This window comes from Gynuella sunshinyii YC6258, from assembly GCF_000940805.1.
In the GTDB taxonomy this organism is placed as follows: Bacteria; Pseudomonadota; Gammaproteobacteria; order Pseudomonadales; family Natronospirillaceae; genus Gynuella; species Gynuella sunshinyii.
In genome coordinates this window covers 2791960-2804759 of record NZ_CP007142.1, presented here as the reverse complement: position 1 = coordinate 2804759, position 12800 = coordinate 2791960, and the positions used below count along the sequence as shown (strand labels likewise).

The following is a 12800-nucleotide window of genomic DNA, read 5'->3' as shown; positions in this document are numbered from 1 at the left end:
CAACTCGTGATAATAAAAATGAAGAAACCCTGAAAGCTCACTTAGTGCTGACTTCCAGGGTCAAATGCGATCCGTTAGCGAACTTCGGTCATATAACGCTCGGCAAATCCGTTTTGCACTTCTGCCATTTTCCCAAAATCCACCGTTGCCGCACGCGCGTACTCGGAAGCCGGCAAAAACTTCTTCTGAATGTCAGCCGTCATCGCCGAAGTGATGACCGGACGCAAATACGCTTCAGCCCACAAGCGCTGACCTTTATCGGACAACACAAAATCCAGTACCTTATGGCCGTTGTCAGGGTGCGGCGAATTCTTCACGGCACTCATCACGTAAGGCACCACCAGCGAACCTTCTTTGGGAATCACAAACTCAACATTTGCACCGTCTTTGTATTTGGCGCGGTAGGCGTTGAAGTCATAGTCCAGAAGAATGGGAATCTCACCCGAGATCACCCGCGCATAAGCGGTTTGCTTTGGCACGATAGGGCGATTCTTTGAAAGTTCTTTGAAATAATTGATGGCTGGAGAAAAATCATCAGTGCTGCCACCCAGAGCCTGGTTCACAGCAACCGCGCTGGCATAACCCACGAATGCACTGGTCGGATCAAGATAACCGATCATGCCTTTGTATTCGGGCTTTAACAGATCCGCCCAGGATTGTGGCACCGGACGACCATCCAGCGCATCTTTGTTAACAAAGAAACCAATTGTGCCGGAATGAATCGCAAACCAGCGACCTTGAGGATCTTTCAAACCGCTGGGAATCTGATCCCAGTTTTTAGGCTTATAAGGCGCAACGACATCTTTTTCCGCCGCTTTAATACCAAACGACACACCGTAATAGACCACGTCAGCCACCGGGCTGTCTTTTTCTGCCAGCAACTGAGACAGAGACTGACCGGAGTTCTTGTTGTCCATCGGAATAGTGATGCCCAGGTCTTGTTTGATCAGTTGCAACTGACCTCCCCAGTTGGCCCATTCTGGTGGACAGTTGTAGCAAATCGCATCCGCTGCGTAAGAAACACCGCCGCTTAAACCTAATGACAGCAAAGCCACTCTGGCCGCTTGTTTAATGACATTCATAACACTCTCCTGCTAGTGATCAAGGTATTCGCTGATAGATGATTGAGCTTTGGCTACCGTGCCCGAAAAATGCGGCTGGTAATCGAGTTGTCGGGCCAAAGGCAAGGCATTCCTGCACTTTGAATTGAACAACAGATCAACAGCGCACAATCCCATATCGTGATGAGGCACCTGAATCGACGCCAACGGCGGCGATACGATTTGCCCCAGAGCCATACCATCAAACCCCACCACCGACACATCGTCGGGCACATTGACCCCCTTTGAAGTCAGATGATTAATGAGCTTGAGGGCTAATAAATCGTTACTGCAGAACCACGCCGTGGGGGCCGACGACGATTCAAACCAGGTCGCTTGTATGGCGTTAAATGGCGCCACTGAATACGGATCCACTTCCACCAGCTGCGAGCTCAGATTGGCAGTTTTTTTAAGGCAATCGGTGAATCCCTGATAGCGCTGCTGAGCCCGGTCAGAGGATAAAAACCGCCCGGCCACCACCCCGAACTGACGGTGTTCAAGGGTGAGCAAGTGCGCAGCAACGTCCCATCCCGCCTGATAGTTATCAACATACACACAGGGTTCATCGGCAGATTGGTTATGCACCAGACAAAAAGGAAACTGGAATTCTCTCAACAATGACAACGCCTCGTTGTCTGCCACTGATGAGGTGGTCAGAATAACGCCAGCCACACGCTGGCGGATCAGATCGACAATGGCCTGCTTCTCACGGCTGCGTTCATATTGCGTGTCCACCACAATGACGGAATACCCAAAATGGCGTGCCCGGGCCTGAATACCTGCCACAATTTCAGAAAACACCGGATTCAGCAGACTGGGAATCATCACCCCAATCGTTGGGTTGTGCTTCCACTCCATGGGTTTGGTGACTTGATGGGTGCGGTAACCTGTCAGCCTGACAATTTTTTCGATACGGGCGCGCGTCTGGATATTGATTGGCCCGGTATTATTTAAGCATCGGGACACGGTTGCCGCTGAAACGCCTGCTAACGCCGCCACATCTTTAATATTCATCACCCCTCCCCTTCCAATGCTGCGCACTATAGAAATCGAAGATGAAGGATTTGTGACTAAAAACTCGACCGATTAGCAAAATACATCGAATTTAAACGCAGAATATTGACCAGTTCCTGAATTTTAATGGCTGAAACATAATTGTTTCATCACCAGAAACCGCACCTCAGACGAACAGAAAATACTCAATATTTTTTTGTAAAAGAGAACTTCTGGCAAACTATCGCCATGACCTGCAATCAGCAGCTCCTTGAAATCCAGCAGCCAACCCAATGAATGGACACATCTCATGCAACGACTTTTTGTTTTGATGTTAACGACCTTGGTGAGCCTCCCGGCATGGGCTGAAGCCACTCTGGTTCAGGTTGATAAATCCGAACGGCGTATGACCGTGTTTGAGGGTGATCAGATTCTTGCAAGCTACCATATTGCCCTTGGCGGCAATCCACAGGGCCACAAACAACAGGAAGGCGACGAAAAAACACCGGAAGGGAGCTATGTACTGGACTACATCAAGGAGGATTCCGCCTATCATAAAGCCATGCATATTTCCTACCCTGACCAGGCTGATCAGCGCAACGCCAAGGCTCGCGGTGTGTCTCCGGGTGGTTTTATTATGATACATGGCCAACGTAACGGCCTGGGCTGGCTGTCAGGCATCGTTCAACACTTCAACTGGACCGATGGCTGTATTGCTTTAACAAATAAAGAGATGGATGAGTTCGTGGCACTGGTGCCCATCGGCACGCCAATCAGGATAGACTGGTAAACCACCCTGACCGGAAAAAACGGCTTATTTGCTCAGCACCCGCGCATCCGCCGGCCGGTGACCCTGAATATCATTAATCATGGTCACCAACACAAAGCTCAGCTGCATCAGCAAAAACCACGACACCAGTTTGGAGACCGACACCATATGCCAGCCATCGGCCTGATCCGGATAAATCCAGACATTACAATAAGTGGCAATATTCTCTGCAAACCAGATAAACAACGCCACCAGAAACCACCCCACCAACAGCGGCATATAACGATGTGTCCGTCGTATTTTGAAATAGATACCAGTTTTGAAAAACATAACACAACTGGCCGTCAGCAATAGCCAGCGCATATCCCAGATAAAATGATGGGTGAAAAAGTTGAGGTAAATAAGCACCACCAGCACAACCGTATACCACTTGCCGGGATAAGCACTGTACTGGAAGTTAAAAATACGCCAGACCCTGGCAATATAACTGCCGATGGCGCTGTACATAAAACCGGTAAATAACGGCACAGTGGCAATGCCAAACACGTACTCTTCCGGATACGTCCAGGAGCCAATGGCATCGGAAGTCTTGAACAACTCCATAACCGTTGCCACCAGATGAAACACCACAATCACCAGCGATTCCCGCAGCGTCTCCAGCCGGGTTACCAGCATCAGCAACTGAAAACCGACCGCCGCCAGAAAGATAAAATCATAACGGTGCAGCCCCTCCAGTGGGTACCAATACCGGGTTACCATCATCACCGCCAGTAAAAAACCACCGAACATACTGGCATAAGCCTGCTTCAGACCAAACAGCCAAAACTCCTTGATGAAACTTCGCATCTTTGAACACTTCACTCCCTAAAAAACGGCATTGTAACTGATGACCTGCCACGCGCCCATCCACCAGACCAACAACATCGGTCACCGTACCGAAAGCCTGTTACGGTGCAGGCAGATGCAACACCTACAACTCCCAGTTCTCTGGCATACAAAACCGGATATTCCGGTGCAATTGTCCGTCCAGCGGGAAAAAATCCTCCCCGTCCTCCACAAGGCCAACAGCCTGATAGAACTGAATCGCCGGCGAATTCCCTTCCCAGCATGTCAAATAAACCGCCCCAATGAAGTTGGCTCGTAGCTTTTTCAGGAAAGCCCTGCCAATCCCCATGCCCTTGAAGTGTCTCAGCACATAGAGGGTATCAATTTCATGCTTTTCCGGACTGAACACCATCACGCCAACCACTTTGCCATCGAGTTCCGCAACCCAGACCACCTTCGTGCTGATGTTCGTTTGCATATTGGCTGGAGAAAATTCCGCCAACATATAATCGGCATGAGCCGCCTCCAGCCCCTCTAAAGAGTAAGTATCCGTCCAGACGGTCACACACAACACAGCGAGCATCGCAGAATCCGACAACTCTGCCGCTCTGATCACGATTTGATTCACAGATAAAAAACTCGTTAACACAGACACCTGGCATTAAAAGCCAAGTCATACCGGGGTATCAAGAAAGACATGAGGCGGGAGCCTCTGGCAATGACATTCCATAACCAGAGGAAAACAGCAAAACAAAAGATAGAGCGAAGATCAGCAAAAACCGCATCCCCGCTCATGATCCAGGCTGGGTCCTATCAGCGATCGGCCAATAGTGCGTACTTACCAGAACCCAGAAACAGAATCGCAATCGCTGAGAACAAATATACACCGACGCCTTCAGCGCCCCAGGCACCGTATTGATCCAGCACAAACAAATCACCCATATGCGCCAGATAAGTAATAAAGAAGCAGGTGCCAATCATAATGAACGCCCCAATACGAGTGTATACGCCCAGAATCAACATCAACGGAGCCACCACTTCACCCAAATATACCCCATAAGCAATAAACGCTGGCAGACCATGCTGCACCAACAGTCCCTGAATAAAATCCGTACCACCGTGGATCTTATGAATGCCATGCAACAGGAACATCAGGCCAAAACTGACACGCAGCACCAACTTTCCAACATCCGGCATATCCAACATAGCGTTAAACTTAGCAATCAAGGCATTCATTATAGTTTCCTAATAAATAGTTAAGTACAGATAGGTACTGTAACCGACCTCCCGTGTTGCAACAATAGGAATAATTCTCATTTTTACATTCATTGATCCACAACAATGTACCGTATCACCGCCCCAACACCGCTCAAACAAAGGGCCAAAGCTCAGCACCCAGCCCACTGTAAAAATCGATCCAAGATATATTGAAAGACACATGGATGGTCAAAACAGCGCCAGACGAGCCAAAACAGCCACTGCCTGAAAAGCTTCAGACTACGATGGATGCACTCCACTCAGTGCCATACCAGACTATGGACATTCCCCCATTCAACCTTCAAACTAACCCACCATCCTGATCAAAAACCAACCACGCCAGCCATGAAAACCAGTCTTGACCATCTGCCGGAATCCAAGCAGCAGGAACTGCACACCATATCGACGATCTTGCGCGATACGCTGGAGGATTACCTGCAGGGCAAGACGAAGCGCAAAACCGAATACCGGATTCTGAAAATCATCCTGTTTGGCAGTCATGCCAAGGGCAACTGGGTGAACGATCCAGAGAATGGCTATATCAGTGATTACGATATTCTGGTGATCGTGAACAAACCGGCACTGGTTGACGAAGATATCGTCTGGCAGCGGGCAGAAGAGCAAATTGGCCGCAAAGTCTCGTCAGCGCCCCTGGGTCTTATCGTGCATGACCTGGAAGACGTGAATAACCGGCTGCATCAGGGTCATTATTTCTTCAAAGACATCCGTGACGAAGGCATAGAACTGTATGCTGCGACACCAAGGCCATTAGCAACACCCGGCAACCTCAGCGAAGAAGAACGGCGAGAGATTGCTCAGCAATACTATGAGCAATGGACAGCGAGTGCCGACGACTTTTACGTTTGTTATGAATTGATGATGCAAAAGTCCCATCTCAAAACAGCAGCATTTCACCTTCATCAGGTCGCAGAAAAAGCGCTCTCCTGTACATTGCTGACCTGTACCAGCTACCTCCCCAAAACCCATAATATCGAAAAACTTCAACATCTCTGCATACAGATCGATCCGGAATTTACCGGCCTCTTCCCACTCGACACAAAATTCCACCGCCGCAGTTTCCGCCGCCTGCAACGCGCCTACGTCGAAGCCCGCTACTCACTGCATTATGAAATCACAGAAGAAGAACTGAAGTACCTGGAATCCGAAGTCAACAAACTCAAAGCGCTGGTCGAAAAGGTTTGCCAGACTCGGTTGGTTTGAAGTTCTACACGGCAGAAATACTGCTATCCGGGCAACCATGCCGGCGCTCAAAATAAACCAATACAAACGGATAGCCGCAGATAACTATTTAAGCGATAATCACCTTCCATGATTTAGAAATCTACATCCGTCAAAACAGCGGTGCCCGCAAACCAACAGAGACAGAATCATGGAAACATCTATAGCCCTGGTCGGCGATTTTTCAGAGAACATAATTGCGCATCAGGCCATCAACCAAACCTTCGAGTTACTGGCAAACACCGATACACCCGCCAAAGCAACCTGGATAAGCACCGAAACCATCACCTCCGCCCACGACCTGAACAACTACAACGGCATCTGGCTGGTACCCGGCAGCCCCTATCAAAGCCTCAATGGTGCACTGACAGCCATTCAACATGCCCGGACAAAAGGTATCCCCTACTTTGGCAGCTGCGCCGGCTTTCAACACGCCATCATGGAATACTGCGCCAACGTACTCGGCTGGGAAGGCGTCACCCATGAAGAAATCAACGAAACCGGCCAGGGCCTCGAAATCATCTCAAAACTCAGTTGCTCACTGATGGAAGAATCAGAACAACTGCTCCTGGCCACCGGCAGCATACTCGCACGGGCCTATCAGGCCGACTCATTCCGGGGAACCTACCACTGCAACTACGGACTCAACCCAAACTACCGCGACCAACTGTTTAACACCCACCTGACAGCAACCGCGTTTAACGAACAAAACGACATCAGAGCACTGGAACTCAGCAACCACCCATTCTTCGTCGCCACCCTGTTCCAACCAGAACGCAGCGCCCTGAAAGGCCAGATATCCCCCATCATCCAGGCATTCATAAAAGCCGCCGCAAACACCTGAGGCCAACAACTACATTGAATGATGTACGGACTTAGCCAAGACACAATATCCAGATAATAAATAAACAAATGATCATGCAAACCATTATCTGAATCGATAAAACAGTCTCTGATACCTGACCAACCAGTTAAGTATCAGAGACGCCGAAGCAAAGCCCAAATAAAGACAATCCCAGACGACTGAATATCTAACTGGCGATGTAATTTTTAAGGAGTAATGATTCCAACGCACTTGGCAATAGCCTTAACTTTCCTTCCATAACCATATTTAAAGGGGACCACTAGTGGCAATAGAGCTTTTAAAAAATATGAGTCAGACCTATTAAATTTCTTTAAGACGACCAATAAACTTCTGTTATTGTATTATCATTCTTCGAAGCTGGCATCTGACTCCCAGAATTTCTTAACTTGGCTTGATGATGAGGCTTATCTGATAGCAGAGAGTATAAAAGAACCTGAACCGGCGAAGGTATATTTACATGAATTCTTAACCGGTATTGTAGAAAAACACAACAGATCAAAACACGCAGACTTAGTAATACGGTCGCCCTTTTTATTCCCAAAAAGCCATCGACTTTACCAGACTGGTGTTTGAGGCGTTATACCAATGAAGGCGACAAATATGCATCCAATAGTGTCTGAATATCTAGACTATAAACGGGAGTTAGACTCATTCTCGTGCCTAGAAAAAGATCACCTTTCCTCAAGGGATCAAGCAGCAAAGGCATTTCTTAAAATTAGGAGGATATGTGAAATGCGACTACCTACGCTTGTATTGAAGGCAAACAAATTGAGTTTCAAAGAATTAGAGAACATCTATGCGAGCAACCAAAAAATATATTTTGAAGAACACAACTGCATGACGGCTATTTTTCATTTAATAGAAAATCCTGATGAAAGAGTAAAATCTATTTATGAAGTATTTTGTAATACAGTGATAGTGTACTAGGTATAACAAAACGTTCGAACCGTTTACTTCACTCAAGTAAGGACGCGCTAACGCACACCACTTAGTTTGACGTTTAGGAAAATAATAAATGGATGAAACCCGGGATTCTTTAAATCAAGTTGTAAAAATCGGAGATATAATCGAGGTACTGGAAATTGACAGCCGTCTGCTCGAATATCTTACGGATGAAGATAAAGCCAGTTTGAATTCATTCGTTGGAGACCGGCTACCAGTAACCAAAATTAATTCCGATGGATCAATGGTTGTTTCAAAACAAAGAGCCTATGAAAATATAATTGATGGCCACGATGTAGCTATTTATCCAAAAGGGGCAAAGAGAGTGCCGACAGAGCGTTAATCACCACTTAACAGGCTCGGCGATTTACTATCGTTCATGCATGCCGCAAGTATTAGCATCTAATATAAAAATGGAACTATTATGTCTTACGCATACGAAACAAAAAGACATCCACGTTATCCTTAAAAACAAATATGACAAGAAAAGAGGTTTAAGATGGATGTCCTGCTATATTACCCAGCCGATCAGCGATAGATCATTTACAGATCGACGAAAACAAAACTTTGAGGAAAGGAATCTTTCGCTAAAAATTTTTTATCTACAGGCTCATTAGCCAAACAACCACACAGAAATTCCACAGAGGAAAGCCCGGCGGACACAACGGGAAACGCGATGATAACAAGGCGTGCTGTCAAGGTAGACTTGCGACTTCCTTGATCGGGTCATGATCATACCTCCTTATACTGATACAGTATTCGATAGTGTCTGTTGTTGGAGTGAATTTTAATGGTTAAGACGAGTGCCCGGTTATATTTCCCAGTAAACGATCCTGCGTTTACTGGGTACCAGAATGGCATCAGTTTCGAATTAATCGAACATAGAATACTCCACCAGCAGTAGAACCTGAATGTGCCTGAAATTTAACGCGAAACAGGCTTCCATTACCGATCATCGACGACGGAATGTTGTAATCGACATCAAAGAACACGTCACCTTTACCACCTGTTAATTTTTGTGTGGTGAGTAAGGTATCGTTGACTAAAATATCAAACGTTCGACCAGAGTCGTTACCAAAGTAGGTCACTCTTAAGGTTGTGCTTGTTACGCCCTTCGGGTCCAGCTGATAACTGAAAAAACCTTTGGCGTCGCGCCAGTACCGGTTCAGATGAATGCCGGTATTGGAATTCTGGCTTTCAATATAGTGATCCGATTCCGGCTGTTGTTGCCCCGGCTGCAATTTATCAAGCGTAATGGCTTCTAATGCTGCCTCTGCTTCCGCCTGCTCTTCAAGCTCTGCTTCAACGACCGCCCAATCCTGCGGTGTATATTGTGCGAAGTAAACAGAATAACGGCTGTCATGAATCCGGAAAAATGGTTTCAATGTCAACGCACTGTCTTTATTGTAAGCCGATGGCGAAAGTGTAAAGGTCAACGGGGATCCTGAGACCGGCGTAATACTGTTTAAGAAGTCGGAACCGTAACCAATCATAACCGGAGATTCATTCAGTTTTGCTAAAAGACCTTTACGCGGGCTGTGATCCATTCGTGCACTGCCTGCAACAAAATCAAGTGTTTCATCCGGGTATGGGTTTGTGGCAGCGGCAAGCACAATTGGGCCGTGCATAATCGAATAGTAATTCAATCCGTCCGGTAATTGTTTCGCTGTGGTTCGCATTGGGAAACGAAGTTCAACCGTATCACCATCTTTCCATGTCCGTCGAATAGGAATGTACTGCCCTGGTGATTCAGCAATATTAAACGGCGCACCATTCAGCAGAATGGTCATGGTACCCGCTTCTACCCATTCAGGATAGCGGATGCTCATGGTAAAATCGCCGCGCCCACATACCGTTATGGTACTGGTGTCGCCGTCCGGGAAGTTGGTATCCTGACGGAAATGAATACCGTTTTTCCAACTGACATCAGAGGCAACAAACAGGTTTACTAAAAAATTATCGCTATTTTGGGCGTAAATCATTTCTCCGTATTTACCGTGGTTTTCGATGCCGGAACCGACACAACACCACATGCATTCGTCATGCTTTGAATAGACGCGGAAGTGATCAGGACGCATCGGCGTAAAATAAACCAGTCCGCCGTGGCTGCTGTGCTGAGAAGACAGAATTTGATTGAACAACGCCTGTTCATAATAATCGATGTAACGCAACTCTCCGGCGTGGCGATACAAAGCCCTGCTCAACTTCAGCATGTTATAAGTGTTACAGTTTTCCGGTCCTTCAATGTCGGTTACCATCGAATCGAAATTATTTTTATCGTGAAAATGTTCAGCAACGCTGTTACCACCGATGGTTACTGATCGTTCATTGACAACGGTACTCCAGAAAAATGCCGATGCATTCACCCAGGAAGTATCTGAAGCCAGTGACCCGATGCGTTCATAACCGATCACTTTTGGAATTTGTGTATTAGCGTGCTTACCGGTCAGATCATCCGTATTGTTTAGAAGTGGATTCAGGATGCTTTGATGAGAAAATCGACGAGCTGCATCGAGATACATGCTGTTGTTGGTCAGCGCGTATACATCCGCCAGCACTTCATTCATCCCACCGTGCTCGCACAGCAACATGGTTTGCATCTGGTTGTCGCTTAAACCCGCTGTTAAATTAATGGCCCAGTCACTGAGTTTGATGAGCATATTCAATGCTTTTGGGTGACCGGCATATACATGAGCATCCCGTAAACCGGCAAAAACCTTGTGCAGGTTATACCATGGTACCCACATATTATTCAGACCAAAACCACCCACTGAGATATTCCCCCCGGCGAGGTCATTCCAATGGTTACGGCCACCGGGAATTCCGCCAATGTAACCGTCGCCATGCGCATTCTGCACCTGCTCCAGTGCATCGATCATTGTATTCAGACGGTTGAGAATCTGTTCGTTACCTGTAGCGGCATAACTGATAGCCAATGCGGTTATGTAATGGCCGCCGATGTGCCCATCCAGACCTTCACTTTCCCAGTTCGGATATGAACTGGCCGACGTGGCAATGCCTGCTTCGCGACGATACGGCATTAACAACCGCTCGGGATCCAGCCGCAGTAAGTACAAAATATTAATATCCTGTGCTTGTTTAAGCGGTCCGGAATTCAGCCATACCTGATTAATCGGAATCGATGTGTACCCGCCTTCTAACGGCATTCTGTTAACAACAGGAATCAAACTCCATTGCTGGTTGCTGCTGTTCAATGGTGTCCACTGCCGAATATCGCCACCGTTTACTTCACTATGTTGGTATAAATCCAGCGCAAGGCCACTGAGTTTGGAAACAATGGTAAAGTAACCGTCGCCGGAACTTTCGATTGACCATAATTGGTTATCGCCCCCCCAATAATCCCACTGACGAATCTCGCCACCGGGCTCTTTACTGAAGTTATAGACGTCAAGGGACTTACCACTGTGTGCCGCACGAATGGAATAATAATTATTACCAACGTGCTCGATATCAAACTGTTGATTGCTGCCACCCAAATATTGCCACTGCCAGACATTGGCACCATTTGATGAGCTTTTTCCTTCAACATCCATTGCCAGACCGCTGAATCTGGAATAAATAATGTAGCGGCCATTCATAAGCGTATTATTTTTTGTCATCGCTCGCTTTACCTTTGAATGATCTATGAATGCACAGAGGTATGAATCATGAATCTCTGCATTGTGGAAACCACTTGATGACCTGCAACAAAAATAAAGCGTTTGACAAAAGTGGCTTCATCTGTTTAAAACAGCTGCTGATATAAACGGATACTGCCTTAAATTTTTTATTATTATTCTGCAGCATGTTCAGTCTGTTAAAATTGTATTCAAGCGGCAAGCAAGTTTTTCAGCTGTAGCATATTAGCTTTTATATTCAGCCGTTTTTTCTATGTATGATTTCGCTCTTTCAGTTTTGCCTCGTAAACCAACGGTTATAATGAATGCAGCAGTGTGGCGCTTAAAGAAAGTAACATAAATAGTATGAGGCAATTGGGTAAGAAATTTTCAATCTGTTTCATAGTTGATGACTGAATCGGACTAAGTCCATACTCAGCGGTTCATTAGCACATACAATAAAAAAAGGAGTGTTATTTTGAAAGCAGAAATCCAAAGAAGAACCTTTATTAAAGGTTGTGCAGCGGTGTCTCTGATGCCTATGTTATCGAATCCACTATTGGCAGCAGTCTGGAATGAGAGTAACGGAACAGATTTTAATATTGTTTCTTTCGGAGCTGTTGGTGATGCAGCTACCGACTGTACGGCTGCCATTCAACAGGCAATACAGGCCTGTCATCAGGCAGGCGGCGGGCGGGTTATTATTCCTGAAGGCAAGTTTCTCAGCGGCTCGCTTGAGTTATTCTCTCATGTCAACCTGCATTTTCAGGATGAAGCAGAGCTGATTTTCAATGCCAATACATCATCTGTCTCAACAGCTATGATACGGGCTTCACAGCAACAGCAGATTGCCATTACCGGCCACGGTACGCTTGACGCCAAAGCCAATCAACCGGGCTGGTGGTATGGCATGGGGTATCAACCTGATACTCAGCAGACCAACGTACTGGCAGCAGTACTAGATATTACTGACTGTCAGAACGTTGCATTTGAAGATGTGTCCATTCGCAACGCACCTGCCTGGCTTATCAGACCAAAACAAAGTCAGCGGGTTGAAATCAGTAATGTGATATGTGTTTAATCCAATCCAGAAACCTGTAAAGAGGCTGATGCCCTGATCAGCTTCTTTTTTTATTCAATTTATGGGCACATGTTCTGGAATGTAACCTGTACGTGCGTTTTTACCGCTACCA

11 protein-coding genes are annotated in these 12800 nt (G+C 46.6%); 5 read left to right on the top strand and 6 right to left on the bottom strand.

From position 1 onward, the window contains the following. Nucleotides 1–74: 74 nt before the first annotated feature. Nucleotides 75–1082 carry an ABC transporter substrate-binding protein gene (locus tag YC6258_RS12295; protein ID WP_044617254.1) on the bottom strand — a complete coding sequence of 336 codons (1008 nt, stop codon included), beginning with the start codon at nt 1080–1082 and terminating at the stop codon, nt 75–77. A 12-nt stretch (nt 1083–1094) separates the two neighbouring features. Next, complete coding sequence (locus YC6258_RS12290; RefSeq protein WP_044617253.1) at nt 1095–2114, bottom strand: substrate-binding domain-containing protein; 1020 nt, start codon at nt 2112–2114, stop codon at nt 1095–1097. A 289-nt stretch (nt 2115–2403) separates the two neighbouring features. Between YC6258_RS12290 and YC6258_RS12285 the strand changes: the two genes are divergently transcribed. After that, entirely contained in the window at nt 2404–2883 is a 480-nt protein-coding gene (locus YC6258_RS12285; RefSeq protein ID WP_044617252.1) for a L,D-transpeptidase family protein, read from the top strand. Between the two features lie 24 nt (nt 2884–2907). Here YC6258_RS12285 and YC6258_RS12280 read toward each other — a convergent pair whose 3' ends face one another. The 3 genes from YC6258_RS12280 to YC6258_RS12270 all read right to left on the bottom strand — a co-directional run bounded on the left by YC6258_RS12280 (nt 2908) and on the right by YC6258_RS12270 (nt 4923). Next, the gene (locus YC6258_RS12280) at nt 2908–3708 is read right to left on the bottom strand and encodes a DUF817 domain-containing protein (protein WP_044617251.1); all 801 of its coding nucleotides are present in this window, start codon (nt 3706–3708) and stop codon (nt 2908–2910) included. A gap of 124 nt (nt 3709–3832) precedes the next feature. Continuing rightward, nucleotides 3833–4315 carry a GNAT family N-acetyltransferase gene (locus YC6258_RS12275; RefSeq protein WP_044617250.1) on the bottom strand — a complete coding sequence of 161 codons (483 nt, stop codon included), beginning with the start codon at nt 4313–4315 and terminating at the stop codon, nt 3833–3835. A gap of 185 nt (nt 4316–4500) precedes the next feature. Further along, nucleotides 4501–4923: a DoxX family protein gene (locus YC6258_RS12270; RefSeq protein WP_044617249.1), complete on the bottom strand. Its 423-nt coding sequence runs from the start codon at nt 4921–4923 to the stop codon at nt 4501–4503. Nucleotides 4924–5289: 366 nt separating this feature from the next. On the opposite strand from YC6258_RS12270, the gene YC6258_RS12265 reads away from it, so the two are divergent. The 3 genes from YC6258_RS12265 to YC6258_RS12250 all read left to right on the top strand — a co-directional run bounded on the left by YC6258_RS12265 (nt 5290) and on the right by YC6258_RS12250 (nt 8333). Beyond that, nucleotides 5290–6165, top strand: coding sequence for a HEPN domain-containing protein (locus YC6258_RS12265; RefSeq protein ID WP_044617248.1), 876 nt, complete (start codon nt 5290–5292; stop codon nt 6163–6165). A gap of 169 nt (nt 6166–6334) precedes the next feature. Continuing rightward, nucleotides 6335–7027 carry a CTP synthase C-terminal region-related (seleno)protein gene (locus YC6258_RS12260; protein WP_044617247.1) on the top strand — a complete coding sequence of 231 codons (693 nt, stop codon included), beginning with the start codon at nt 6335–6337 and terminating at the stop codon, nt 7025–7027. Nucleotides 7028–8063: 1036 nt separating this feature from the next. Next, complete coding sequence (locus YC6258_RS12250; protein WP_044617245.1) at nt 8064–8333, top strand: hypothetical protein; 270 nt, start codon at nt 8064–8066, stop codon at nt 8331–8333. A 517-nt stretch (nt 8334–8850) separates the two neighbouring features. On the opposite strand, the gene YC6258_RS12245 is transcribed toward YC6258_RS12250, so the two are convergent. After that, entirely contained in the window at nt 8851–11610 is a 2760-nt protein-coding gene (locus YC6258_RS12245; protein WP_082070680.1) for a beta-L-arabinofuranosidase domain-containing protein, read from the bottom strand. A gap of 475 nt (nt 11611–12085) precedes the next feature. Between YC6258_RS12245 and YC6258_RS12240 the strand changes: the two genes are divergently transcribed. After that, entirely contained in the window at nt 12086–12688 is a 603-nt protein-coding gene (locus tag YC6258_RS12240) for a glycosyl hydrolase family 28-related protein (protein ID WP_044617244.1), read from the top strand. The last annotated feature ends 112 nt before the right edge of the window (nt 12689–12800 follow it).

Coding starts and splice junctions, on each gene's coding strand:
- YC6258_RS12285 (WP_044617252.1), top strand. CDS start 2,404: ATGCAACGACTTTTTGTTTTGATGTTAACGACCTTGGTGAGCCTCCCG.
- YC6258_RS12250 (WP_044617245.1), top strand. CDS start 8,064: ATGGATGAAACCCGGGATTCTTTAAATCAAGTTGTAAAAATCGGAGAT.
- YC6258_RS12280 (WP_044617251.1), bottom strand. CDS start 3,708: ATGCGAAGTTTCATCAAGGAGTTTTGGCTGTTTGGTCTGAAGCAGGCT.
- YC6258_RS12245 (WP_082070680.1), bottom strand. CDS start 11,610: ATGACAAAAAATAATACGCTTATGAATGGCCGCTACATTATTTATTCC.
- YC6258_RS12260 (WP_044617247.1), top strand. CDS start 6,335: ATGGAAACATCTATAGCCCTGGTCGGCGATTTTTCAGAGAACATAATT.
- YC6258_RS12290 (WP_044617253.1), bottom strand. CDS start 2,114: ATGAATATTAAAGATGTGGCGGCGTTAGCAGGCGTTTCAGCGGCAACC.
- YC6258_RS12265 (WP_044617248.1), top strand. CDS start 5,290: ATGAAAACCAGTCTTGACCATCTGCCGGAATCCAAGCAGCAGGAACTG.
- YC6258_RS12270 (WP_044617249.1), bottom strand. CDS start 4,923: ATGAATGCCTTGATTGCTAAGTTTAACGCTATGTTGGATATGCCGGAT.
- YC6258_RS12295 (WP_044617254.1), bottom strand. CDS start 1,082: ATGAATGTCATTAAACAAGCGGCCAGAGTGGCTTTGCTGTCATTAGGT.